The sequence below is a fragment of the Parolsenella sp. genome, from assembly GCF_982402205.1.
Genome location: NZ_CEVYAT010000008.1, coordinates 1 through 24638 on the forward strand (window position 1 = coordinate 1; position 24638 = coordinate 24638).

Annotated in this window: 18 protein-coding genes and 3 tRNA genes; 9 read left to right on the top strand and 12 right to left on the bottom strand. The window is 64.9% G+C overall.

Annotated elements, in window-relative coordinates; genetic code table 11:
* The 5 genes from AC1VTH_RS01185 to pknB form a co-directional block, all read left to right on the top strand.
* A partial coding sequence (locus AC1VTH_RS01185; protein ID WP_481334299.1) for an FHA domain-containing protein occupies positions 1-948 on the top strand: 948 nt, incomplete at its 5' end.
* Position 949: 1 nt separating this feature from the next.
* Positions 950-1363 carry an FHA domain-containing protein gene (locus AC1VTH_RS01190; protein WP_293673081.1) on the top strand — a complete coding sequence of 138 codons (414 nt, stop codon included), beginning with the start codon at positions 950-952 and terminating at the stop codon, positions 1361-1363.
* The gene (locus AC1VTH_RS01195; RefSeq protein WP_481334301.1) at positions 1360-2724 is read left to right on the top strand and encodes a Stp1/IreP family PP2C-type Ser/Thr phosphatase; all 1365 of its coding nucleotides are present in this window, start codon (positions 1360-1362) and stop codon (positions 2722-2724) included. Before AC1VTH_RS01190 ends, AC1VTH_RS01195 begins: the two co-directional genes overlap by 4 nt.
* 1 nt (position 2725) lies before the next feature.
* Positions 2726-5593, top strand: a complete 2868-nt coding sequence (locus tag AC1VTH_RS01200; protein ID WP_481334303.1) for an FtsW/RodA/SpoVE family cell cycle protein — start codon at positions 2726-2728, stop codon at positions 5591-5593.
* Positions 5594-5770: 177 nt separating this feature from the next.
* The gene (gene pknB, locus AC1VTH_RS01205; RefSeq protein ID WP_481334305.1) at positions 5771-7624 is read left to right on the top strand and encodes a Stk1 family PASTA domain-containing Ser/Thr kinase; all 1854 of its coding nucleotides are present in this window, start codon (positions 5771-5773) and stop codon (positions 7622-7624) included.
* Positions 7625-8036: 412 nt separating this feature from the next.
* Here pknB and AC1VTH_RS01210 read toward each other — a convergent pair whose 3' ends face one another.
* The 12 genes from AC1VTH_RS01210 to AC1VTH_RS01265 all read right to left on the bottom strand — a co-directional run bounded on the left by AC1VTH_RS01210 (position 8037) and on the right by AC1VTH_RS01265 (position 21441).
* Complete coding sequence (locus AC1VTH_RS01210) at positions 8037-11435, bottom strand: LPXTG cell wall anchor domain-containing protein (protein ID WP_481334306.1); 3399 nt, start codon at positions 11433-11435, stop codon at positions 8037-8039.
* 841 nt (positions 11436-12276) lie between these two features.
* Positions 12277-12352, bottom strand: a tRNA-Arg gene (locus tag AC1VTH_RS01215).
* 58 nt (positions 12353-12410) lie between these two features.
* Complete coding sequence (locus tag AC1VTH_RS01220; RefSeq protein ID WP_481334308.1) at positions 12411-13025, bottom strand: Yip1 family protein; 615 nt, start codon at positions 13023-13025, stop codon at positions 12411-12413.
* Positions 13012-13908: a phosphoribosylaminoimidazolesuccinocarboxamide synthase gene (locus AC1VTH_RS01225; RefSeq protein ID WP_481334309.1), complete on the bottom strand. Its 897-nt coding sequence runs from the start codon at positions 13906-13908 to the stop codon at positions 13012-13014. Before AC1VTH_RS01225 ends, AC1VTH_RS01220 begins: the two co-directional genes overlap by 14 nt.
* 152 nt (positions 13909-14060) lie before the next feature.
* Complete coding sequence (locus AC1VTH_RS01230; protein WP_481334311.1) at positions 14061-15662, bottom strand: sensor histidine kinase; 1602 nt, start codon at positions 15660-15662, stop codon at positions 14061-14063.
* 24 nt (positions 15663-15686) lie between these two features.
* The gene (locus AC1VTH_RS01235) at positions 15687-16406 is read right to left on the bottom strand and encodes a response regulator transcription factor (protein WP_293824451.1); all 720 of its coding nucleotides are present in this window, start codon (positions 16404-16406) and stop codon (positions 15687-15689) included.
* Positions 16407-16529: 123 nt separating this feature from the next.
* Entirely contained in the window at positions 16530-17759 is a 1230-nt protein-coding gene (locus AC1VTH_RS01240) for a twin-arginine translocation signal domain-containing protein (protein WP_481334313.1), read from the bottom strand.
* 7 nt (positions 17760-17766) lie between these two features.
* The gene (locus tag AC1VTH_RS01245) at positions 17767-18033 is read right to left on the bottom strand and encodes a TIGR03905 family TSCPD domain-containing protein (RefSeq protein WP_293673072.1); all 267 of its coding nucleotides are present in this window, start codon (positions 18031-18033) and stop codon (positions 17767-17769) included.
* 114 nt (positions 18034-18147) lie between these two features.
* Positions 18148-19494 (bottom strand): adenylosuccinate lyase, encoded by a 1347-nt coding sequence (gene purB, locus AC1VTH_RS01250; protein WP_481334316.1) that lies wholly within the window; start codon positions 19492-19494, stop codon positions 18148-18150.
* A gap of 272 nt (positions 19495-19766) precedes the next feature.
* Positions 19767-19843, bottom strand: a tRNA-Lys gene (locus AC1VTH_RS01255).
* A gap of 75 nt (positions 19844-19918) precedes the next feature.
* Positions 19919-21196: an aminopeptidase gene (locus tag AC1VTH_RS01260; RefSeq protein ID WP_481334318.1), complete on the bottom strand. Its 1278-nt coding sequence runs from the start codon at positions 21194-21196 to the stop codon at positions 19919-19921.
* Between the two features lie 170 nt (positions 21197-21366).
* A tRNA-Gly gene (locus AC1VTH_RS01265) sits at positions 21367-21441 on the bottom strand.
* Between the two features lie 589 nt (positions 21442-22030).
* Here AC1VTH_RS01265 and AC1VTH_RS01270 point away from each other — a divergent pair.
* From AC1VTH_RS01270 to AC1VTH_RS01285, 4 genes are all read left to right on the top strand, one after another.
* Positions 22031-22636, top strand: a complete 606-nt coding sequence (locus AC1VTH_RS01270; RefSeq protein WP_481334320.1) for a hypothetical protein — start codon at positions 22031-22033, stop codon at positions 22634-22636.
* Positions 22637-22696: 60 nt separating this feature from the next.
* The gene (locus AC1VTH_RS01275; protein WP_481334322.1) at positions 22697-23374 is read left to right on the top strand and encodes a hypothetical protein; all 678 of its coding nucleotides are present in this window, start codon (positions 22697-22699) and stop codon (positions 23372-23374) included.
* Positions 23371-23643: an LPXTG cell wall anchor domain-containing protein gene (locus tag AC1VTH_RS01280; RefSeq protein WP_481334324.1), complete on the top strand. Its 273-nt coding sequence runs from the start codon at positions 23371-23373 to the stop codon at positions 23641-23643. The genes AC1VTH_RS01275 and AC1VTH_RS01280 overlap by 4 nt, the downstream gene beginning before the upstream one ends.
* Positions 23633-24638 (top strand): InlB B-repeat-containing protein (locus AC1VTH_RS01285; protein WP_481334326.1); only part of this gene is annotated, 1006 nt, incomplete at its 3' end. The genes AC1VTH_RS01280 and AC1VTH_RS01285, both read left to right, overlap by 11 nt.

Genomic DNA, 24638 nt, shown 5'->3' on the forward strand with positions numbered 1-24638 from the left:
GACAAGGGCTACGTCTTCGTGGGCAAGCGCGTCGTGCGCTTCATGGCAGATCCCTCGCTCAAGAGCGGCAAGTTCTCCGTCTTCGCCGAGAACGTCGACGCCCAGACCCTCAACCGCCTGCGCGAGGAGGAGGCCCAGTTCCTGGGCGCTGGCTCCTCGCACGGCAACGGTCTGGGAGGCGCCGCCAGCAGGAACGGCCGCGCCGCAGCCATGCCGGTGCGTCCCGCTGTTCAGCCCGCCGCCGCCACGCCCCTCACGAGCATGGAGGCGGGCCTCGACGTCATGCCCCAGGAGGCCGTGCTCGACGCCGAGCAGGCCCTGCTCGCCCACGGTGCGGCCGCGCGCCGCTACGAGAGCGTGCCGCTTGCCGGCTCACGCCAGGCAAGCATCCCGGCCATGACCCCCGGCTACGGCGCTCAGCCCGTGCCCGCCATGAGCCCCGCGGCCGGCATGCAGCCCGTCGCGGGTGCGCAGCACGTCGCCGCCCCGGTGCCGCCCGCCATTCCCAACATCGCCGCGCCGGCAGCGCAGGCGCCCGCAGCCGCGGTGCCCACGCCCGCTCCCGCTCCCATGTCGGCCCCAGCGCCCGTCTCTGCCCCGCCGACTCCCACCGCGGCGCCCCAGACCGTCCGCGTGGCCCCGGCCTCACCGGCTCGCCCAGCCGCAACCTGCCTGCTCATCGACCGCCAGTCCGGCCGCACCTTCACAGCCTCGGCGCCGCGCACCATCATCGGCCGCGAGCGCACGCCTGGCGGCGTGCTGCTGCGCGACCCCAATGTCTCGCGCAGCCACGCCGAGCTCAGCTTCGACGGCCAGGGCTGGCGCATCCGCGACCTCAACTCCACCAACGGCACGCTCGTGAACGACGTCGATGTCGACGAGTGCCCCCTGCGCGATGGCGACCTCATCACGCTGGGCCTCACGAACCTCGAGTTCCGGGAGAACTAGCATGATCGACCTCGTCCTCTTCATAGGCCGCATCGCCCTCGTGGCCATCCTGTACCTCTTCCTCTTCGTTGTGATGAAGACGGGCATCGGCCTCGTCAAGGGCCAGCGCAAGGATGCCGCGATCTGGTGCGTCGACGTCGACAAGGGCCCGCGCAACCTGCGCGGCCTGCACGTCGACATGCTGGGGCCGGTGGTCGTGGGTCGCTCGCAGTCGAGCGACATCGTCATCAACGAGCCGTTCGTCTCGTCCACGCACGCACGCTTCACGCTGCAGGGACCGGCGCTCGTGCTCGAGGACCTCAACTCCACGAACGGCACGCTCGTCAACGGGCGCGCCATCATCGACCCCGTAACGCTGCGCGACGGCGATGAGGTCCAGGTGGGCGACGTGGTCATGAGGGTGAGCCGCCGATGAGTGACGTCGAGCAGGACATCCCCAGACGCAAGGGCTCGACGGGCCCCATCCCCTCCGTCACGCGCATGGCGCACGCGGCGGAGGGGCTGGCCGAGGCGCGCCGCGCAAGGCACACGGCGCCCATGACGGCCATGGCCCAGACCGCCATCGACCTCGACGCGCGTCCCGGCGGCGGGGTCGAGATGGGCGCAGACACGCGCCTCTCGTGGGCGGCCCGCACCGACGTCGGCCTGGTCCGCAGTCACAACGAGGACTCTTACCTCGTGCGCAACCCCCTCTTTGGCGTCTGCGACGGCATGGGCGGACACGCCGCCGGCGAGGTCGCGAGCGCCATTGCCGTGCGCACGATTGCCAGCCACGCCCCCGAGCACGCCGACGACGCGCTGATGGGCGCTGCAGTCGAGGCGGCCAACGAGGCCGTCATCCAGGGTGCCGAGACGGGCGAGGGCAAGCCCGGCATGGGCTGCACCGCAAGCTGCTGCCTCATCGAGGGCACACAGATGGCCGTGGCCCACGTGGGCGACTCGCGCATCTACCTGCTGCACGCCGGCACCCTCGTGCGCGTCACGCACGACCACTCCTATGTCGAGGAGCTCGTCGACGCCGGGGAGATCACGGCCGACGAGGCGCGCGTCCACCCCTCGCGCTCCATCATCACGAGGGCCCTGGGCTCCGACCCCGACATGTACGCCGACCACTTCACCCTCGCCGTCGAGCGCGGCGACCGCGTGATCGTCTGCTCCGACGGCCTCTCCTCGATGGTGCCCGACAGCCAGATCGAGGCCCTCGCCGTCTCGAGCGCCACGCCCATCGACTGCACCAACGAGCTCGTGAGCGCCGCCCTCGCCGAGGGTGGCCACGACAACGTGTCGGTCATCGTCGTCGACGTCGTGAGCGACGGCCGAGAGGAGCAGAGGCGCCTGGCGCGCCGGCGCGCCGTCCTCGGATGCCTCGGCGCCCTCGCAGGCCTCGTCGTCGCCGCAGGCATCGTGCTCGCGCTCATCGTGAACAACTCCTGGTACATCGGCACCGACGCCGGAAACGTTGGCATCTACAAGGGCATTCGTGGCTCTTTCCTGGGCATTGCCCTGTCGGAGCTCGAGGAGACCACCACCGTGAAGTTGCAGGACCTGCCCGAGGCCACGCAGCACCAGCTCGCGAGCGGCATCACGGTCGAAAACGTCGACAAGGCCCGCAGCACCGTGAGCGCCTACGCCACCCAGATCGAGGAGGAGCAGGCGAAGGCCCAGAAGGCCGCGTCCGACGCCCAGTCGGAGAGCACGGACGGCTCGGTTGGAAGCGAGTCGGGAGACGCGGGCCCCGAGGCCGCGCAGCCGCAGAACGCACAGGGAGGCGAGTGACATGGCACATGCAATCGGAGGTTCCAGGCGCACGACCGAGCTGCTCCTGCTGTGCACGGGTGCCATCCCGGTGCTGCTCCTCTACTCCATGTACGTGATGAACACCGGGGCCGAGCTCAACCTCACCACGCTCGCCGTGCCCATCGGTCTCATCGTGGCCTTCATCGCGGCGCACATCGGCGTGCGCGTGTTTGCCCCCGGCGCAGACCCGGCCATCCTGCCCATCGTCTTCGTGCTCTCGGGCATCGGCATCACCTTCGTGACGCGCCTTGCCCCCGAGGACGCAACGGGCCAGGTGGTCTGGCTCTTCGTGTCGGTCGCCACGATGGTGGGCGTGCTCGCGCTCGTCCCCAACCTCGACCGCCTCGCCCAGTACAAGTACACGATTGGCATCGCGGGCGTGGCCCTGTTGCTGCTACCCGCCCTCGTGGGCACCGAGATCTACGGCTCCAAGCTGTGGATTCGCGTGGGCTCGTTCTCCTTTCAGCCCGGCGAGATCGCCAAGGTGCTCATCGCCGTCTTCCTCGCGGCCTATCTGTCCGAGAACCGCGAGCTGCTGAGCGCCTCCTCGCACAAGGTGGGTCCCTTCACGCTGCCGCGCCTGCGCATGCTCACGCCCATGCTCGTCATGTGGGGCATGTGCCTGCTCGTCGTCATCTTCGAGAGGGATCTGGGCAGCGCGGCGCTCTTCTTCACCATGTTCGTGGTCATGCTCTACGTCGCCACGGGCCGCATCGGCTACGTGCTCGTGAGCCTCGTTTTGCTCGCGATTGGCGGAGCCCTCTGCTACCAGCTGTTCAACCACGTCCGCGTGCGCTTCCAGATCTGGCTCGACCCCTTCGCCGACCCGTCCGGCTCGGGCCTGCAGATCGTGCAGTCGCTCTTCTCCATCGCAGACGGCGGCCTTGCCGGAGCCGGCATCGGCAAGGGCATGCCCACGCTCATCCCGGTCGTCAAGAGCGACTTCATCTTCTCTGCCGTCGCCGAGGAGATGGGCCTGCTGGGCGGCTCGGCCGTGCTGCTGCTCTTCATGCTGTTCGCCATCCGCGGCCTTGCCACCGCGGCGCGCGCCAAGAGCGACATGAGCGCCTTCACGGCCGTGGGCCTCGTGGCGTCACTGTCGTTCCAGGCCTTCCTCATCGTAGGCGGCGTCACGCGCCTCCTGCCCCTCACGGGCGTCACGCTTCCGTTCATGAGCCAGGGCGGCTCGTCGCTGCTCTCGAGCTTCATCGTCGTGGCGCTGCTGCTGCGCGCCGGCGACGAGGGCACGGGACGCGGCACCCTCCCCGCAGGCGACGGCACCACGAGCGCAGCCTCGCCGCTCGCGGCGCTGGGAGCCACCGGCCAGGCGGCCACCATGCAGGGCAAGCACGCCCGCGCGAGCTTTGGCCTGGGCACCCCCGAGGGTGGCGTGCTGGGCCGCGTTGCCCTGAGCAACCGCCTCACCTCGCTCGTGACGTTCTTCGCCATCCTGTTTGCCCTGCTCATCGCCAACCTCACCTACATCCAGGTGATCAAGGCCGCAGACTACCAGGAGATGCCCAACAACAACCACACCATCGCCCGCAGCGCCTACGTGCAGCGCGGCGCCATCCTCACCTCCGACGGCGTGACGCTCGCCGAATCGCTCAAGCAGGCAGACGGCACCTACGTGCGCACCTACCCGCAGGGCCCGCTCGCGGCGCACACTGTGGGCTACCTTTCGACCCAATACGGCGCCACGGGCGTCGAGGCCTTGATGAACGACTCGCTCACCGGCCACGCCGACTACTCCGATTGGCAGAGCACACTCTACTCGCTCGCCGGCGTGAGCCAGCCGGGCAACTCCGTGGTGCTCACCCTCGACTCTCGCATCCAGCAGGCCGCCGAGGAGGCACTGCAGGGCCACGTGGGCGCCATCGCTGTGCTCGACCCGAGCACGGGCGCGGTGCTCGCCAAGGCCTCCTCGCCCACCTTCACCTACGGCGAGATCTCCAACATCCTCTCGGGCGGCGACTCTAACGGCGAGCTGCTCGACCGCTCCACGGGCGCCCTGTACACCCCGGGTTCCACGTTCAAGACCGTGACGCTGTCCGCGGCGCTCGACTCCGGCCAGTTCACGCTCGACTCGCCCATCTCGGGTCCCGCGTCGATCGAGATTGGCGGAGCGGCCGTCACCAACATGCACAACGACGACTTTGGCGAGACGAACCTGCGCGACGCCTTCGCCCACTCGTCCAACACCTCGTACGGCCAGGTTGCCACGCAGCTCGGCGCCGACACGCTTGTGCGCTACGCCCGCGCCTTTGGCTTTGGCACCTCGCTTGGCCAGGACTTCTCCACCGCCACCTCGCTCATGCCCGATCCCAGCGAGATGACCGAGTGGGAGACCGCCTGGGCAGGCGCCGGCCAGCCCGTGGGCGAGCACGCGAGCCCCGCCGGCCCGCAGGTCACCGTGATGCAGGGGGCGGTCATCGCCGCGGGCATCGCCAACGGCGGCGTTGTCATGAACCCCTACGTCGTCGACCACGTGCTGTCGCCCGAGGGCGTCACCGTGAGCACCACGGCCCCCAAGAGCCTGGGCCAGGCCATCACCGCCGAGACGGCCGAGCAGGTCAAAGAGGCCATGCTCGAGGTTGTCCAGAGCGGAACCGGCGTTGCCGCGCAGGTTCGCGGTGCGCGCGTGGCGGGCAAGACGGGCACGGCCGAGCAGGGCGGCCACGTGAACTCCGCGTTCATCGGCTTTGCCCCCTACGACAGCCCCACGCTGGCCATCTCGGTTTACCTCGAGGGCTCCGACACCGACGACGTCTCGGGCCTGGCCGCCCAGCTCGCCGGCCAGGTGCTCTCCAAGTCCCTGAACGCCCAGGCCCAGGGAAGTGATCAGTGATGACGGCACGAGATTCGCGGGTTACACCCGCCTGTCCTGAAGCCGGCCTCGCGGCCGTGGCCTCACGACGAACACGAACTCCGCGGAGGCGCAAACTGACGGCCCCGCGACAGGCATTTGATGCGATGATTGAACAATGGCGCGCCAGCGGGCGCGAGTACTCGATGGGAGCAGAGCATGGCAGATAGGGTTCTCGGCGGACGCTACACCGTCCAGGACAAGATTGGCATCGGTGGCATGGCCACCGTCTACCGTGGCCTGGACGAGGTGCTCGGCAGGACGGTCGCCATCAAGACGATGCTGCCGCAGTATGCGGCCGACCCGTCGTTCGCGGCTCGCTTCAAGCAGGAGGCCCAGGCGGCCGCCGCACTCCAGAGCCCCTACATCGTGGGCGTCTACGACTGGGGCAAGGACGGCGACACATACTACATCGTGATGGAGTACCTGCGCGGCACCGACCTCAAGACCGGCATCAAGCGCCATGGTGCACTCGACTGCCGCAAGGTGGCCCAGATTGGCTCGCAGATCTGCCAGGCACTCTCCGTGGCGCACGGGCACGACATCATCCACCGCGACATCAAGCCGCAGAACATCATGGTGCAGCCCGACGGCAACATCAAGGTGATGGACTTTGGCATCGCCCGCGCCAAGAACAGCCACCTCACGGCCGACAACTCGGTGCTGGGCACCGCCCACTACGTCTCGCCCGAACAGACGCAGGGCAAGGAGCTTGGTCCGCAGTCTGACCTCTACTCCCTGGGCATCGTGATGTACGAGGCCGCCACCGGTCGCGTGCCGTTCGACGGCGACGACGCCATCTCGGTGGCGCTCAAGCAGGTCAACGAACAGCCGGTGCCACCCAGCCAGATCAACCCCAACATCGACGCCACGCTCGAGGGCATCATCCTCAAGTGCATGCGCAAGAACCCGGCCGAGCGCTTCCAGACGGCCGACGAGCTGCGCCGCGTCCTCAATGACTACCTCGCAGGCCGCATCGTGAACCTGGGCGAGGCCACCTCGCTCATCACCGCGGCGCCCACTTCCCAGCTCAGCCGCACGCCCGGCGGCCGCACGCAGGCCATGCCCCGCGCCACCGTGACCCCCACGGCCACCGGTCGCATCCCGGCCTCCGGCTCCACGCAGGGTGGCATGCAGGTGCCCGAGGAGAAGAAGGGCGGCAAGGGCAAGGTTGCCGCCATCGTCATTGGCGTCATCGTTGCCATTGCGCTTATCGCGGGCGGCGCCATGGCCATCATGGGCGACGGCTCGACCACCAAGGCTATGCCCAACCTCGAGGGCATGACCAAGGACGAAGCCACGGCCAAGCTCGCCGAGGCCGGCGACGGCTTCTACATCGTGAGCACGTCCGAGCAGTACAACGACGACATCGACGAGGGCAAGCTCATTAGCCAGGACCCTGCGCGCGACACGCAGTGCAGCAAGGGCACCAAGGTCACGCTCGTGTTCTCCAAGGGCAAGAAGCCCGCGGCCACCGTCACCGTGCCCAACCTCAAGAACATGACGCCGTCCGAGGCCGAGGCGGCGCTGGCCAAGCTCAACCTCAAGGGCGCCGTGGGCGAGTCCGTAGAGTCGTCCGAGGTCGAGAACGGCAAGGTCGCAAGCCAGGACCAGGCCGTCGGCAGCGACGCCAAGGAGGGCGACACGATCACGTATCACCTCTCCACGGGCGTTGGTAAGGCCGATGCGGGCAACCATGTGGGCGAGTACTACCTAACGGTCCAGAGCGAGCTCACGAGCGCCGGCTTCACCAACGTGAAGGTCGACCGCGAGTACAGCGATTCCGTCGAGAAGGACTGCGTCATCAGCCAGAGCCCCACGGGCAGCCAGAGCAAGGACACGCAGATCACGCTTGTGATTTCCAAGGGTCCCAAGCCCAGCTCCAACACGAGCACGGGTGGCAACAACTCGGGTACCACGGGCGGCAACGGCTCCACCTCCTCCGGTGACTCGAGCTCCACGGGCGACTCCGAGGCCAGCGGCTCCGACGCGTCCACCCAGTCGAACCACTAGCAGCTCGACGCATAGGCAAGCCAGCTTCGAGGCCATCCTCTCCCGAGGGTGGCCTCACTTCTTATGTGCGCAACGTGTCGGCAGCGGGAAGCGCGGTGTCACCGGCCGCAAACGCCCCATCGGTTATGCACGTCTCACAGCCGTCAGACATGTCAAACCAATGGCCAGATATGCCCACTCAAACCTGTCATCAGTTGTGCACGTCCAGCGCCTCCCAAACGTGCCAAACCGATGGATCCAATCCGGCCGGACACGACCAATGCCGAGAAGGACGCCGCCGCTTAAACGCACCATCGGTTGTGCACGTCCAGCGCGCCTCAAACGTGCCAAACCAATGGCGAGAAGCGCAATATAGCGAGGCCCTCGGCTCACAATCGAACCGAGGGCCCACACACCCGCTATGCAGCTCTCTCTAACTGCGACGGCGACGCATCAGCATGCCAACGCCCGCAACGGCGGCACCAATCACGGCTGCGGCAACGGGCGCCACGTACGAAGTCTCGTCACCCGTCTGCGGAATGGCATTCGAGCCGTCCTTCTTGTCGTTAGCCTTGTCACCAGCGGGAGACACCTTCGAGCCATCGTCCTGGCCCTGCTCCCCAGAGTCTCCGCCCTTGCCCGTATCACCGGTACCAGCGTTACCACCCTGGCCGCCAGGGCCACCATGCTCGCCCGAATTCGCCTTCTGGTACATCAGGGCAAACGGCGAGAAGGAATCGACCGCAAACTTCACGTAGCTCTTGCCGCCAATCTCGACCTTCTCGGCATCGATGGTCTCGGGAGGATTGCTCTCGAGGAAGATGCTCGAATCATCATCAGAGTCGCGGTCTAAGCCCTTGAAGTGCACAATCTTAAAGCTCGAATTGGGGTTGGCATCCTCGGGCACGGGCCAGTAGACGTTCATCTTCTGGCCCTCGCCCATCGTCACATAGGCATTGCCGTTGGCCGTATCGACGAGGTCGAGGTACTTGAACTCGTAGGCGTACTTCCCGTCGGGATTCATCTTCTCGTCGAGATAGCTCTTGAGCGCAGAGTCATCCAGGCTCTCATCGACCATGAGCTTCACGCCCTCGGGCTCGGCGCTGATGCCAGAGTCATTGACGAAATACTCAGTTCCATCCTGAGCCGCGCCCGCGAGGAAGCCATCGCCCTCGGCAGCGGTGGGCTCGCCATTGGCGATGTCCACATAGACCTCGTCGGTGTTGGCACGGATCGTGAGGGTGCTCGAGCCAAGCTTTACCGGGCGGGAGATAGTCCTGCCATCGACAGTTGCAGTGATGCGCAGCTTGCTCACGTCGAGGCCGCCCGCATACGCGTTCACCTTGAACTGTCGGAACTGGTCGGTGACCGAGGCGACGAAGTCGGTGTTGTCCATGACGTTGCCGCTCTCGTCCTTAAATTGAACGCGGAATGGAATCGTCTCGCTGGTGCCATCCACCTGGCTCGGCAGAATCTTGTAGATGTAGACCTTGCGGCCGTTCATCGTGACGTGGCTCTGGTCCTCATTGCCATAGAGCTCGAGCGACCAACTGCGCGTGATTCCGGTGCTTGGGTCATTGTAGGTAAGCGCCACCTTATCCGTGAGATTCACGGCAGTGCCACCCGTGCTGCCAAGAAGGTCGTTGATGCTCTGAGGCAGCACAAAGTAGAAGCCCATCTCGGGGAAGTCGTTGCTCACGAACTTGCCGTCATCGCCAATGACACCGCTGTAGCCCTCGCCACCCGTGTAGACGGTGAGGTTCATCGGAGCCACCGTAGCCGAAATGGCGTCGACGTCGCCCTTGGCAATCTGCCACATGTGATAGGAGTCGTGATCGATGGGGTCGGCGTCCTCAACGCGCTTGAGGTAGAGGCCATCGCAGATTGCTTCGTCATTGCCCAGCACGAAAACCTCCTGAACGGGAGCGTCGTTATCCTGGGCGGCAGAGAGCACGTAGTTCTGCCCCACCTCGGGCATGGCAAGGTTCTCATAGTTGTCGGCCGCAACGGTATAGACCGTGCTGGAGCCAGTCGAGGTGCCGTCGACGCACAGCGGGATGTCTCCCCCATCGCTCGTACCGTCATAGTTCTTGCTCACAACGGGGAGGCGAATCTCGGCCTTGTTGCCCTGATAGTCGCCGCCAACCTCAGAGGCATTCATGAGGGCCATCGCGCCAGCATTGGTCACGTTACCATTAAACGTTGCCGTGCCCTTGCTTGCGAGAAGACCCTGCTCGCCCACGGAGGTATTGCCCTGAATCCACAGGTCAAAGTTGTGATTCTTTGCTCCCGACTCAGACGTGAACTCCTGGTTCCACGTACCGTCGATGGACGCGTCGCCATAGACCCACATGTGGTTGTCGCTCGTCGTGGTAAGCGTGCTTCCCTGCTCGATGTCGACGCCACGAACCCAGTCATGGTCCTCGAGGGTGACGTCGGAGCCATTGACCAGGTTCACGCTCTCACATTCCTGTACAAAGGAAGCGGTGGCCTCGGCACCATCAAAGGTCACTGTGGGCATCACGCCATGGTCGGGCAGCTTGTTTGCCTGTACGCCCGAGACACCAAGGCGGATGTTGGGCTTGCCTGTCACCGTAATGGTGGAATTGGCCGGAGCCGTCGCGGAGTCAGTACCAAAGAGCAGGGCCCAGTCGCCGCCGTTAACCGTAATCGATAGAGCGCCGGCGGACGAATCACCAACCTCGGTGTAGAGGCCAAAAATGCCAGCCTGGTCGTAGTCGCCGCCGTAGTAGCTATCCTTCAGCTCGACATTGGTCAGCGTCATGGAGAGCGCACCCGTGACGGCTGTGTCGTCGGCGCCATAGATGTTGCCAACATGGCTGCCGCGCACATTTACCTCTACATTGCCCTTAACGTCCGCATGCTTGGAGCCATAAATCTCAGGAGTATCGCCGCGGGTTGGCTCGGTGCCACGGTTCCAGCCCCAAACGTTCTCGTAGGCATCGACGGTCACGCTGCCGCCAACCTGGTACTGGCTGCTCTCAAAGTTAGACATCATGTCGCCGGCACCGAAGATTCCCCAGTTGCTGTTAATTCTAAGCACGCGCTCGGTGTTCTCGTAGTCCGGCGAACCGGCGATGACGTGAACACTGCCATCAACGATGGACATAGCCGGGTACTCGCGCTGGGCGCTGATACCATTGCATCGACCGGCACGCGCCTCAATGGTGAGGTCGCCTTTGATTTCGCAGCCGCTCGTTCCGTCAATTGCCGGGGTGCCGGTACCACCGTTGTCATAGACAAGCTTGGCGTTGCCGTCGACGGAAACATAGCTGGTAGCGGTGCTCGAGCTCGTTCCGTCTCCCAGCACGCTTGCCGGCGTCAGCTTGTTGCCGCCGCACATCGCAACGTTGCCAGAGACCTCGAGGTAGGTATCCCCATGAACCGAGCCGGCAAGGCAGCCGCCCACGATGTTGTGCGAGCCGTTGGTGGAGCCAACGTTAACGGAACCGGTGCCGGCAATCACGAGATAGGTGCTATCGACATCGGCACCATTCGCGCCAGCGTACATCGTAATAGAGAAGTCAAACGTGCTGGCAGTGGTAAAGACCGTGCGATGACCGTTGCAGAACAGCGTGCTGCCCTTCACGTGCACGTTGTCAAATGTGCAGTCGCCGGCAAGGTAACCGGTGTAATAAAAGTCGAGCGTAGCCTGAGTGTCGCCCGAGCTCGTCACGGTAATGCTCTTGCCCTCCGCACCAAAGGTGGCGCGGTAGTTAGACGCGGGGACCCTAAACGTTTCTCCACCTTTGAGTTCAATCGTTGCCCCGTCATCTGAGGATGAGGCGATGGCGGTCAGTGCTTGGGCCAAGTCGTCGTTCGTCTCGACCGTATAGGTAGAGCCACTGACGGCGACGGACTGAGCCGCTGCGGCTGCCTGGGGCTCCACCTGTGGCGTATGGGCCTCCGGCTGGTTGGCCGAGGCATCGACCTCGTCGTTCGCCTCAGCATCATCGGTGGGCGCGGGCAAGGTGGGCGAGAGGGGAACCGGATTGGAGTCGTCTCCGCCATCGGAGGGCGCGGCGGGATTCTGCGCCTGAGCATCCTGAACGATATCGCTCAGTTGTTCGGCAAAAGCCGAGGTAGGAAGTGTGCTAAGTGCAAGTGTGACTGATAACAGGTACGCCAAGGCGCGCCGAGCCTTCGGCTTTTTCACGGGGCAGTCCTTTCTCCTTTGCGATATGCCAGTTAGTCGCTCAGTCAATGACACAGAAGGAGAAACCGATTGTCATACCGCCCCCAGTAGCAATTAAGTTCTAGCACCGTTGTATGAGGGCCGTGACAAGGGGGGGGGGTTAAAATTCCGCGAACGGTAACAGATTTGCCTCGTCTTACAACCGCGTTTTTGAGGACGGAAAGGCTGGTATGGCATTCATTCGACGGCCAACCTGACACGAAGGGACCGACGCACAAGCCTGCCATCGGTTGCGCACGTTCAGGGCCTCCCAAGCGTGCCAAACCGATGGCGAGGAGGGCTGCCCCTAACGCGCCATCGGTTGCACACGTCCAGCGCGCCTCAAACGTGCCAAACCGATGGAACGTTGTCGCAAACGTGCGCAACCGATGGGACGAAAACATGCGCTGCGGCACTCGTACCCACCACGCGCACAACAAAGCGGGCCGGGGAACGTATCCCCGGCCCGCGTCATGTCTGGTGCCCCCGGCGCGATTCGAACGCGCGACACCCGCTTTAGGAGAGCGGTGCTCTATCCCCTGAGCTACGGAGGCGGTTATGTCACCGGCCGGGCCGGCACGCGCGCAAGTGCGAGCGAACTATTATTCTACGCTACTTGCTCGACTTCTTCTCGGCGCGCTCGCGCTCCTCCTCATCGTGGAGGTTGGCAAGCTGCTCGCGGCGCTTCTTGGGACTCAGACTCGCGACCTTGTCCTGGGTCTCGTTGCGCAGCGGACGAATCTTCATCCACTCGTACACGAGCGAGGTGATGATGAACACATAGGCCAGCGCAAGCGAAATCACGGACAGGATGCCGCCGGTCGTCTGCAGGTTGTACCTGTTGGAGCCATCGGACGCTCCAATGTAGCCGGAGGCAAACGAGCAGACCACGAAGACGAGACCCAGTACCAGGAAGATCCACCAGACGCGACGACGCTTCGCGTATAGCTCGTTGCGCTTGAGCAGGGCGTTGGTGAGGGTGTTAAAGATGGCCTCCTCCTCGCGCTCAGCGCGGCGGACCTCCTTCTTCTCCTCCTTCGTCATGCCGGCGGTCGACGTGGAGCCGTCAGGGTTCTTCTTCTTGGTGACAATGCGCACCGACGAGCCGGCATCGCGGACGGGCTTGGCCTTGGTCGGGCTCTTGCGCGTCATGCCAGACGAGACCTGCTTCTTCTCGTCCTCGCCCTGAGGCATGTTTCGCTTGTTGAACGGACTACGCTGGGACATTGCTCTCCTTCATTGGAACGAACTTCTCGCCGGTGATGATCTCGTAGGCCTCCTGGTAGCGCTTCGAGGCACCCTCAATCACCTCGGCGGGCAGGTGTGGCGGCTCGCCCGTCATGTCCCAGTTTGCGCGCAGCCAGTCACGAACGTACTGCTTGTCAAAGCTGGGCTGGACGTGGCCCTCGCTGTAGCCCTCCGCGGGCCAGAAGCGACTGGAGTCGGGCGTCAGGCACTCGTCGATGATAGCGAGCTTGCCGTCAATGAAACCAAACTCGAACTTCGTGTCGGCGATGATGATGCCACGCGTCGCGGCATACTCGGCCGCGGCGTTGTAGATGGCCAGGGACGCGTCACGCAGCTGCGTGGCAACGTCCTCGCCCACGATCTGGGCGCAGCGCTCGAACGAGATGTTCTCGTCGTGATCACCAAGGGCGGCCTTGGTCGAAGGGGTAAAGATGGGCTCGGGCAGCTTGGACGCCTCGGTGAGGCCCTCGGGCAGCTTGATGCCGCAGACGGTGCCATTCTCGTCATAGGTCTTCTTGCCCGAGCCGGTGAGGTAGCCGCGAACGATGCACTCGATGGGCACCGTCGTGGCCTTCTTCACGAGCATGGAGCGACCCAGCAGGTAGTCGGCGTACTCGGCGTACTCCGCCGGGTAGGTGGCCGGGTCGAGAGAGATGACGTGGTTGGGCAGGATGTCTGCAAACTTGTTGAACCAGAACGCAGAGATGCGGGTTAGGATCTCTCCCTTGTACGGAATCTCGTCAGGGAGGATGAAGTCGTACGCGCTGATACGGTCGCTCGCGACCATGAGCAGCGAATCCCCGCAGTCGTAGATGTCACGGACCTTGCCTTGCGAATCTGGGCGCTTACCCATTGCTGCCATTCGATACCGCTTCCCCTCGGTTGAGTGACGCAAAACCGGCAATAACCCTTCCATTGTAGTAGAAAAAGCACCCCTCACCTTGCGATAAGGGGTGCTCGTATGCAGTCGCTCCGTTGTCGGCGAACCATCGATTCGTTGCCGAGAAGGGCAGCCTACTTGTCCTTCTCCTTGTCGTCGCCGGGAAGGGCAAACGGCTTCTCCTGGGTGCGCGGAATGTGGAGCGTGAACTTGGTACCCTTGCCCAGCTCCGACTCAACGCCGATGAAGCCGTGGTGGCGGTCGATGATCTCCTTGGTGAGCGCCAGGCCCACGCCCAGGCCGCCACTCTCGCGCTCGCGACTGGCGTCGGAGCGCCAGAAGCGGCTGAACACGCGCGCGAGGTCCTCCTTTGCGATGCCGATGCCCGTGTCGGTGACCGAGACGATCGCGTCGCGGCCCTCCTGCGACACGGCCACCACCACGTAGCCGTCCTCGGGGGTGTAGCGCAGGGCGTTGGACATGAGGTTGATGACGCACTGACGAATCATGTCGCGGTCGACCTCGCAGAAGATCTCGCGGCGGCCGTTTTGCACGTCGAACTTGAGCTTGAGGCCGCGGTCGGCAAAGAGCTGCTCCTGGGCCTCGACGACCGAACGAACCAGCAGGACGATGTCGGTCTTCTCGGGATCGAACTTGGTGGTGCCGTTCTCGATGCGCGAGAGCTGCAGCATCGCCGAGACGAGGCGCGAGAGGCGACGAACCTCGCTGGCGACGGTCTCGAGGTGCTCGTCGTCGGCGGGCAGCACGCCGTCCTGCATGGCCTCGACCGTGGCGAGCATCGCCATGAGCGGGGTGCGCAGCTCGTGGGCAACGTCACTCGTGAGGCGGTGCTCGAGCTTGAGGTCGCGCTCGAGCGAGGTCGCCATGTCGTCAAACGTCTCGCCCAGCTGACCGATCTCGTCGTCACCCACGATGCCCGTTCGGGCCGTGAGGTCGCCCGAGCGAATCTGCGAGGCGGTCGAGGTAATCGACTTGATGGGCTTGGCGAGCTTGCGGCTCACCATGACGCCGGCGATGATGGCGAGCAGCACGGCCACGATGCCTGCGTAGACCACCGCGTTGTACGAGAGGGTGCGGAACTCCGCGTCGCCCTTCGTGAGCAGTGCCTCGCTGCCGTAGGCCCACAGGCGAACGGAGCCCACGGTCTGACCGCTCATGGTCACGATGCCCTTGTCGACCACAGACTCGGCGTTGGTGGGGGCAAGCGAGGTCGCACGGGTGCGCGTGCCCGAGACGGACGCGCTGGTCTGGGCGGCGGGGTCGTCCTCATGCTCGGAGCCGCGCGACCACGTGTCGTCGTAGATGATGTTGCCGTTGGCGTCTGAGACCTGGACGCCAACCTCGCTCGAGATTGACGAGGACTGCACCGAGCGCTCGACGTCCTCGTCGTTCCAGCCGGTGGTGGCGTCATAGGACTCCCCCAGGCTCTCGGCGATGACCGCGGCGTAGCGCTCCATGTTGGAGCGCGTGTACTTCATGAACTGGGCCTCCCAGTTCACGGCCAGCACCACAACGAGAATCACCGCCGTCATACTCGAGACGGCGGCGAACATCAACGTCATCTTGCCGCGATACGACATGTGGCGCGGCTTTTGGTTGGAGAGCGTCTTCCACGACGCCTTCGAGGCATCAGAAGTCCTGAGCGCCTCGGGGATGTCATCCGCGAGGCGCTCCTGACGAATCTTCTTGCCTACAACGAACTTAGCGGGAACCAACTGGCCTCCCCCTCAGTTGTAGTTCTACTTGTCGCTCTTCTTCTCGGGCTCGGGGGCGTCGAAGCGGTAGCCCACGCCGTGAACCGTGTAGAGCCAGGTGGGGTTGCGCGGGTCGTCGCCGAGCTTGGCGCGCAGGTTCTTGACGTGCGAGTCAATGGTGCGCTCGTAGCCCTCGAAGTCGTAGCCCAGGACCTTCTCGACAAGCTCCATGCGGCTGTAGACCTGGCCGGGGTAGCGGGCCAGCGTCACGAGCAGCTTGAACTCGGAGGCCGTGAGGTCGACCTCCTTGCCACGCACGGTGACCTTGTGCGCCGAGATGTTGATCACGAGGTCGCCGTAGTCGAGCACCTCGAGCGTGGGCTCGTTGTCGACGCGGGCGCGGCGAAGCAGCGCGCGCACGCGGGCAACGAGCTCGCGGGGCGAGAAGGGCTTCACCAGGTAGTCGTCGGCACCAAGCTCGAGGCCAATGATGCGGTCCTCGACCTGGTCCTTGGCGGTGACCATGATGATGGGCACGTCGGACTGGTCGCGAATGGCGCGGCAGACGCGCTCGCCGGAGAGCTTGGGGAGCATGAGGTCGAGAACGACGAGGTCAAAGCCGTGCTTCTCGAACTCGTCGACGGCGGCCTGGCCGTCTCCGACCGAGCGCACCCAGTAGCCCTCGCGCTCAAAGTAGGCGGCGACGGCCTCGCGGATGGCCTTCTCGTCCTCGACCAGCAGAATCTTCTTTGTGTCCGAAGCCATGACGGCCTCCCTGTCAGCATTAGCGCCGCGACGCTCGAAACGAAGCGGCATTCCTATTCATAAAGTTTACCCCATCGGGGCACCTCGATAACCATCTTGGCCGCGAGCGGCGCAAACGCCCAGCTAGAGCGCCCAGGCGCGCACCTGGACGGACGCCGGGTAGCCGGTCTGCTCATCCTTGACGGTGGCAAAGGTCACAAAGGTCGAGGTGGTTCCCATACTTGCGGGGTAGTCGCCGTAGTCGAGCGCGCGGCTGGGGGCGGCAAGCGTGGCGTAGGTCTGGGCGTTGGTGTCGACGATCACGTGGCCTGCGCGCGTCTTGATGAGATAGACGCCGCCCTTGCCCGCGCACACCGCGGCCGGCTCGCGCGGCAGGGCCACGAAGGAGCCGTCGCCCGAGCAGATGTAGGTGCCCATGTTGCCCAAAAGACCGCCCGTGCCGTAGTTGGCCTCGATGGAGAAGACGAAGTTGCCGTCCATGAAGGTGGCATACATGGGCGAGACGGACGCCGGCAGCACCAACTGGTTTACCTGCGTGGACAGCCCGCTCTCGAGCGTGTAGGCCGTGATGCCAAAGTAGCGGCCCTCGTTCGCGCGCACGCGCGGCACAAGCGTCACGTTGCCGTCCGAGACGGTGGGGGCGCAGGCAAAGCGGCCAGAGGAGCGCACGACCTCGTCGGCCGAGGAGGCACCTGCCTGCCACAGGTAGCACGAGGAGTTCTCGCTTGTCTTGCTTCCGCTGGTAGAGGGCATCACAAGCCAGATGACGCTCGAGCCTGAGCAGCACACGAGCGGCGGGTCGTAGTCTGCGTCGGCCTTCCACAGCGTGTTGACCGTGCCCAGCGCACCGTCGGCAAGGGAGGCAGCGAACAGGCGCCACTCATGACTCACGATGTCGAGCTCAGACCACGCGAACACGGAGTCAGAGCACTGCGCGTCATAGATCACGAAGTTGCCGCCCGTACGCGCCACGTCTACCAGCACCACGTTGGCGCCCGAGGCAACCGAGATGGCTCCGGCGCTCGTCATGGCCGAGGGCGTCTGGCTGGGAACCACGTAGGGCTTCCAGGAACCCTCGCTGGGGCGCAGTGTGCATCCCAGCGGCAGGTTCCACGAGCCGGCCTCGGCAAGCGACGTGGTGCCCTTGCCGTCCTCGGCCTGACTGTAGGAGCCCTCGATGTCGCCGGAGCCCACCACATAGGTTGCCGTACCCGAGTCAACGACGACCGGGTCGGACGTGGTTTCCGCGGGCTTCGAGCAGCTCGACAGCACCGACACGGCCGCGGCACCCGCGGCGGTCGCGGCCGTGCCCGCCAGGAACGAGCGGCGCGATATGTTGGGAAGGATCGACATGGGTCCCTTACGCCTGGGCCGCGGCACGGGCCGCGGCAAGGCCAACCGTAAGCTGGTCTGCGCAGGAGGTCTTGCGCGGGCCGCAGGTGTTGCCGGCCAGGATCTGCGAGATCTCGTCGACGGAGTGGCCGGCGACGAGCTTGGAGATGGCCTTGAGATTGCCGTTGCAGCCACCCTCGAAGGAGACCTGCTCGATGGTGTTGCCATCGTCGGACAGGCCGATGTGAATCATCTGAGAGCAGACGCCGCGCGGGCGGAAGTCATAGCTAAACATGTATCTCTCCTTGGTTAGACAGGCGGAACCGTGCCGAGAAGTATCCCCGCTTCCCGGCACGGCGATTCAGACGGTTGCCTGCCCCACGTGGAACACGGGGACGGGGCGGCTGGCCTACTCGAACGACAGGTCCTCGAGGCGGTCGAAGACGCGGTCGATGCGGGTGAGGAAGTCCCACGGGTCAAAGATCTCGTCGAGCTTCTCGGCGGGAACGGTGCAGCGCTGGTCGGCCTCGAGGCGCTCCTTGAAGGTGGGACCGCTCACGCAGTCCTGTACCTCGTGCCAGGTGGCCATGGCGTTCTCCTGAACGATGGCGTAGGCCTCCTCGCGCGTGATGCCCGTGTCAACGAGGGCGAGCAGCACCTTGGAGGAGTAGATGAGACCACGGGTCTTGTTGAGGTTGGCCATCATGCGGGCCGGGTAGAGCTGCAGGCCGTCAATGACGCGGATGAGGCACTGGAACATGTGGTCGAGGGCAATGAAGCTGTCGGCCTGCGCCACGCGCTCGGCGCTGGAGTGCGAGATGTCGCGCTCGTGCCACAGGGCCACGTTGTCAAAGGCAACCTGGGCGTTGGCCTTGACCACACGAGACAGGCCGCAGACCTTCTCCATCGTGATGGGGTTGCGCTTGTGGGGCATGGCCGAGCTGCCCTTCTGGCCCTTGCGGAACGGCTCCTCGGCCTCGAGGGTGTCGGTCTTCTGGAGGTTGCGGACCTCGGTTGCGATGCGCTCGCAGGTGGCAGCCGTGGTGGCGAGCACGCCGGCGAGGTAGGCGTGGTGGTCGCGCGAGATGACCTGCGTGGACAGTGGGTCGTGGACGAGGCCGAGGTGCTCGCAGACGTACTCCTCGACGAACGGGTCGATGCTCGAGTAGGTGCCCACTGCGCCCGAGATGGCACCAAAGGCAACGTTCTTGCGGGCGTCGCGCAGGCGGTCGAGGTCGCGCTTGAGCTCCCAGGCCCAGGAGCCAAACTTCATGCCAAACGTCATGGGCTCGGCATGGATGCCGTGGGTGCGGCCGGCGCACAGGGTGTTGCGCTCCTCGAAGGCACGGCGCTTGCAAATCTCGCCCAGCTTCTGGACGTCCTCGATGATGAGGTCGCAGGCCTGGGTGAGCTGGTAGCACAGGGCGGTGTCGCCAAGGTCGGAGCTCGTCATGCCGTAGTGGACCCAGCGGCTGGGCTTGGGCGTGCCCTCCGGGACGTCGGCGTCGATGTACTCCTTCATGTTGGTGAGGAAGGCGATGACGTCGTGGCGGGTGACCTCCTCGATTGCGTCGACCTCCTCCTTGTTGAATTTGGCGTGGTCGCGGATCCAGGCGGCCTCATCCTTGGTGATGCCGCAGGCACCGAGCTCGGCCTGCGCCTCGCAGGCGAGCACCTCGATCTCCTGCCAGATGGCGTACTTGTTCTCGAGCGAGAAGATGTTGCCCATTTCGGGACGGGTGTAGCGATCGATCATGCGGCTCCTCCTGTGCGGTCGCGGCTGGCCGGCGTGTCTTTTGCACAACACTTTGATTTTAGCGCGATGAGCTGGGAGGGCGCGAGCGGGGCGGCCATGGAGGGGACAACTTAACGGGCTTCGCGCCAAACTTCGCGCCCAACTTAACAGCTGTGGAGTTAAGTGCGAAGTAAGTATTAAGTTGCTGCAAAGCTGAACGGCGCCCAACGCCGATAGGCTTCTCGCACAAAAGAGCGGGCCGAGAGGCAATGCCTCCCGGCCCGCGAACATGCTGGTACGCCATCAGGGATTCGAACCCTGGACCTTGGGATTAAAAGTCCCCTGCTCTAACCAGCTAAGCTAATGGCGCGTGCTCTCTAATTCTAGCCGATGTACAGCGGTCGTGCCGACTCGGGACAGCGGGCGGGCACGGCCGGTCCCTTCGCTACTCCCAGCTCCACTGGCCATGGATGAAGATGGGCTCCTCGGTGCCATCGGCCTTGATGCCCGTGATGTCGAGGTCGTCGGCGCCAATCATGAAGTCGACGTGCTGGGCGCTCTCGTTGACGCCATGGGCCATGAGCTCGTCCTTGTCCATGTCCATGCCACCCTCGTAGCACTCGGGGAAGCCCATGCCCAAGGCAAGGTGACAGCTCGCGTTCTCGTCGTAGAGGGTGTTGTAGAAGAGCAGCCCCGTCTGACGGATGGGCGTGTTCTTGGAGATGAGCGCGCACTCGCCCAGGTAGTGGGCACCCTCGTCGGTCTCGATGATGCTGCGCAGCACGTCTACGCCCTTCTCGGCACCAAAGTCGACAACGCGACCCTCCTCGAACCTCAGCCAGAAGTCACGAACGACGGAGCCGTTGTGGACGAGCGGCAGGGCGGAGTGAACCACGCCGGAGGTACGGGCGCGGTCGGGCGAGGTGAAGACCTCCTCGGTGGGCATGTTGGGGAAGTAGAGCGAGCCGTCGCGGAGCTTGCCGGCGCCGCCCTCCCACACGTGCCTGGGCGTCAGGCCAACCACAAGGTCGGTGCCGTTGCTCGAGGTGTAGTGGAGCGCGTCGTAGTGGGCCTCGTTGAGGCGGCGCTTGCTCTTGGCGAGCATGGCGTTGTGGGTCTCCCACTCGCTCTCGGGGTCATCGGCCACGCGCGTGGTGTCGAGAATGGCAATCCAGAGGCGGTACATCGCCTCCTTGTCGGAGAGATTGGGGAAGACCTTGCGGGCCCAGGCGAGCACCGGGGCGCCGGCGATGCACCAGGCGTTGCCGCCAAAATCGAGGCCGCGACGGTACTCGGCGCACTGGCGGTGCGAGGCCAGCGCGCGGGCGGCGGGCTTGGAGGCGTCGACGCCGAGCATGGCGTCCGGGTCCTCGCCGTCGATCCACAGGAAGGCGGCACCCTCGCGGGCGAGCGAGTTCATCTGCTCGGCCTTCCAGCCCGGAAGCTGCTGGAAGCGCTCGAGCGGGCAGGAGTCGTACTCGAGGCGCGTGAGCTCGTCGTCGCACCAGATGTGGGTCACGTGACCAGCTCCGGCCTCGTAGGCAACGCTCGTGACGATGCGCACGAACTTGAGGCTCTCGACGGGCGCGGTGATAACGAGCTCCTGGCCCGGCTTGAGCGCAACGCCGCGTGAGACGAGCAGCTCGGCGTACTGGCGAAGCCTGGGCTGAAGGCGGCGCATGGCAAGCATGCACTCCTCGTCGGTCATGGGAAGAGAGGCCATGATGGTCCTTTCGTTCTTGGTATGTCAGGCGCTTGTGCGCCGATACGTCTTGGCGGCCGCGAGCGCGGCCACAGGGTTGTTACCCCTTGGCGCGGAGATGTAGTCGAGAGAACCGTTCGCAGAAAAACGCAAAAGCCCCGGCACCTTGAAGTGCCGGGGCCTGCCGTTTCTGGAGCGGGCAACGGGATTCGAACCCGCGGATGACGGCTTGGGAAGCCGTTGCCTTACCACTTGGCGATGCCCGCGCTATGGAGCGGTTTTGTCCGCGCCGCCTGTTCAGTGTACCCAGCGCGGCGGGTTTGGGCAAGTTGGCGGGCGCGATGGCTCGATTCTGGTGTCAGTCACGCAGGGCCGTCGGTGATTGGACGCGCGGGTCGAGGAGGGTGCCATCACCTGGCCCTGGATTCAGTTTTATCACCTCGGTTATTTGCATAACCACCAGCCCGGCACGCACTGGGGACTCCAGATGCGCCGCCCACCGAGAAACGCACGGGAGGGTTGGCGCGAACAAGCGATTTACCTGCGGTGTCAGGTCTGTGTCAGCACGCTCACGGGTTTGTGTTGGATGCCCTTCCTATGCTGCTCCCAACGAATCGGCCAAGAAGAGGGGAGTGCCATGGAAGCTAAGCGCTTGTCATCACATAGCCCGGGAGCAGCAAACGGATTGTCCCTGTCCAAAGGCGGGGACGGAGGCATCGCTATCGTGCCCTGCCCTGGGTTAAAGGAAGTGTTTGGGGGAGCGTCCGACGCAAGCGATCAGCGCAGTTGGCGTTCGCGTCCCGAGGCCTGGCCCATGCCCATGCCCCTGCCGGACTCGACCCGATTGGTCGTCCGATGAGGGCGGGACAGTTCCGCGTGCCCGAGCGCAGGCGCGCGGCGAGGAGGGCACGGCAGAGCAGCGGCGAGCGCCGGCCACGAGGGAAGCGCACGTGGGCGGTGCTCGGCGGACTGCTCGTGCTGGTCTTGGGTATCGGCGGCGCGGCGCTGCTGCTTCTTGGCGGCAGCGACCTCACGGGAACAATCCTCGGCGCGGCGCGGGAGGGCAAGAGTCGCGCGGAGCTGCAGGCCGAGCTCGACCAAGAGGTGCAGGACAACATGATGACGGTGAGCGTACTCCCCTCACCGCGACTGAGCTCGAGCGGGCTGCTTGAGGTTGGCTTTGAGAACGACGCCGAGAACAAGTTCTCGCAGCGCTTCACGCTCACGCAGGATGGGGTCGAGATCTATCGCAGCGACCCGCTCGAGCCGGGCAAGCGCATCGACTCCATTCGCCTCAAGGACGTCGCGACAGGCAAGGCGATGGTCGAGGTGCAGGCCGTCGACCAAGAGAGCGGGGCAGACCACGGCTCCCCCACCGCCATCGAGGTCAACGTCGTCAATGACCCCGCCGAGACTCAAGCCGCAGATACGGCCGCTGCCGCGGCCGAGGGCTCGGCATAACGGCTAACCAGGTACCCCGCGGGGCTCATAAGGAGGCCCGCACGCAGAGAGGAGAGCAGCATGTTGCACGAGAGCGATCGCCCCAGGGAGGCAACGCGCACGACCAGGGGCTGTGCCAGGGCTGGCGCCGTCATGGCCGGCCTTACGCTCGTCGCAAGCCTCGGGTGCCCCGGCGTCGCGCTTGCCGAGGAGGTCTCCCAGGGCAGAACGGGGTCGACCAAGGTCACCGTCACGGCAGACAACGAGAACCTACGCTTCCGCGTTCCCACGGTCATCCCCTTCGTCGCGGCAAGCGACGGCACGCTCACGGGCCCCAGCCCCGAGGCAACGAGAATCGAGAACCTCTCGGCCTTTGGCCTCAAGGTCACCAACGTGCGCGTCGAGGGCGCGGGCGGATGGACCCACTCCTCAGACGTCAACGGCGCCGACAACTCCATCGACTGGGTGCTGGGACCGCAGGGGGCGCAGGTAAGTGCCGCCGAGGCCAGCAAGGGCGAGGGCACGGCCATCTCCGATGCCAAGTGGAACATGACCTACCAGAGCGACAGTACCGAGACCGACGACATCCTGCTCTACACCTCGGGAACCGTGGGCAGGGTCACGCAGGACATCAGCTCGCCCGTACACATCGGTACCGTGACCTTCACGCTGGCGCCGGGCGCACACGCCCAGCCCCAGGCAAACGATGCGGCGCAGGACGAGCCCGCGCCCGAGGCGCCCACGGGTGAGCAGTCATGAGAAGCCTGGCAAGACGCCTAGCCGCATTGCTTCCCGCCGCGCTTCTCGGCCTTCTGCCCAGCGCAGCGTGGGCGGCGGGAGGCAGCACCGACGTCACGATACGCAGGCTCGAGGAGCAGGCGCCCAATCCCCTGGCGCCCTTCATGCCCCTTGCGCAGACGGGTGTTGACGGCCAGGGCTGGTGGCTCGTTGCGGGAGGTCTCGCCCTCATCGCAATGGCGCTCGTGGCCTGGCGCATAGCGAGGGGAAGGAGTCGCGATGCGCACTAGGCACCTGACACGCCTTGGTCTTGGGATGCTGTCCGGCGCCTGCGCGCTGGCCCTTGTCATGGCTCCGGCAGGCGCACGGGCAGATGACATCGACTACTTCTGCGAAGACGTCGTGGTCACGACGCCCCAGAGTCAAGGTCCCATTGCCAGGAAATCCGCCATTGCAAGGCAATCCGCCATAGCCACCCAGTCATCGCCGGTGGGCACCTGGGTCGAGGTCAAACGCAGCACGTCGGCGACAATCATCCAAACGTGCCTGTACTACATCTCGCCCAACGCTAACAGCGACGGCTCAGTGCAGGTTACGGTCAAGACGGTCCTGCAGAACAACAACTACAACGGAGCCATCTTCTGGACCACGACCAAGACCATCTATGACAATGGCACGCAATGCGCCTTCATCGGCGAGGACTGGAACTCCAAGGCCTATCACAACGAGTCGATCTCGGCCGAGGCGACCTTCGCCGTTCGCGGCGGTGGACGTCACCGCATCACCTCGATAGAGACGGGCTTTCGCGGCAGCTCCGAGACCTCGGCCGGCTGGGACTTCACCATCGACATCCCCTACACCATCTCGTCGAGTTGCGAGCAGGGCGGCTCCATCTCCCCCGCTGGCAACACGCTCGTGGGCGTTGGCGCCTCACAGGGGTACAACGTCTCGGCAAACGACGGATGGCGTATCAGGGACATCGAGGTAGACGACACGAGCGTGGGCGCGCGCAGCAACTACACCTTCACCAACGTGAGCGGCAACCACACCATACGCGCCAAGTTCCAGAAGGTCTGGAAGGTCAAGTTCGTCGACGGCATAACCGGAGAAACCCTCTTCGAGCAGGTCGTCGACGAGGGATCGGGCGCCACGGCACCCGAAGTCCCTGGCCACAATGGATGGCACTTCTCGGGATGGGACGGTGACTTCTCCCACGTGGGCAGCGACCTGACCATAACGGCAACGTACGAACCAACCATCTCGGTGAGGGTGCCCTCGCTCATCC

Bases quoted from the DNA above. Each gene is read 5' to 3' on its own strand.
- AC1VTH_RS01240 (WP_481334313.1), bottom strand. From the start codon at position 17,759: ATGTCGATCCTTCCCAACATATCGCGCCGCTCGTTCCTGGCGGGCACG.
- AC1VTH_RS01190 (WP_293673081.1), top strand. From the start codon at position 950: ATGATCGACCTCGTCCTCTTCATAGGCCGCATCGCCCTCGTGGCCATC.
- AC1VTH_RS01195 (WP_481334301.1), top strand. From the start codon at position 1,360: ATGAGTGACGTCGAGCAGGACATCCCCAGACGCAAGGGCTCGACGGGC.
- AC1VTH_RS01270 (WP_481334320.1), top strand. From the start codon at position 22,031: ATGAGGGCGGGACAGTTCCGCGTGCCCGAGCGCAGGCGCGCGGCGAGG.
- AC1VTH_RS01235 (WP_293824451.1), bottom strand. From the start codon at position 16,406: ATGGCTTCGGACACAAAGAAGATTCTGCTGGTCGAGGACGAGAAGGCC.
- pknB (WP_481334305.1), top strand. From the start codon at position 5,771: ATGGCAGATAGGGTTCTCGGCGGACGCTACACCGTCCAGGACAAGATT.
- AC1VTH_RS01245 (WP_293673072.1), bottom strand. From the start codon at position 18,033: ATGTTTAGCTATGACTTCCGCCCGCGCGGCGTCTGCTCTCAGATGATT.
- purB (WP_481334316.1), bottom strand. From the start codon at position 19,494: ATGATCGATCGCTACACCCGTCCCGAAATGGGCAACATCTTCTCGCTC.
- AC1VTH_RS01220 (WP_481334308.1), bottom strand. From the start codon at position 13,025: ATGTCCCAGCGTAGTCCGTTCAACAAGCGAAACATGCCTCAGGGCGAG.
- AC1VTH_RS01260 (WP_481334318.1), bottom strand. From the start codon at position 21,196: ATGGCCTCTCTTCCCATGACCGACGAGGAGTGCATGCTTGCCATGCGC.
- AC1VTH_RS01280 (WP_481334324.1), top strand. From the start codon at position 23,371: ATGAGAAGCCTGGCAAGACGCCTAGCCGCATTGCTTCCCGCCGCGCTT.
- AC1VTH_RS01200 (WP_481334303.1), top strand. From the start codon at position 2,726: ATGGCACATGCAATCGGAGGTTCCAGGCGCACGACCGAGCTGCTCCTG.
- AC1VTH_RS01275 (WP_481334322.1), top strand. From the start codon at position 22,697: ATGTTGCACGAGAGCGATCGCCCCAGGGAGGCAACGCGCACGACCAGG.
- AC1VTH_RS01225 (WP_481334309.1), bottom strand. From the start codon at position 13,908: ATGGCAGCAATGGGTAAGCGCCCAGATTCGCAAGGCAAGGTCCGTGAC.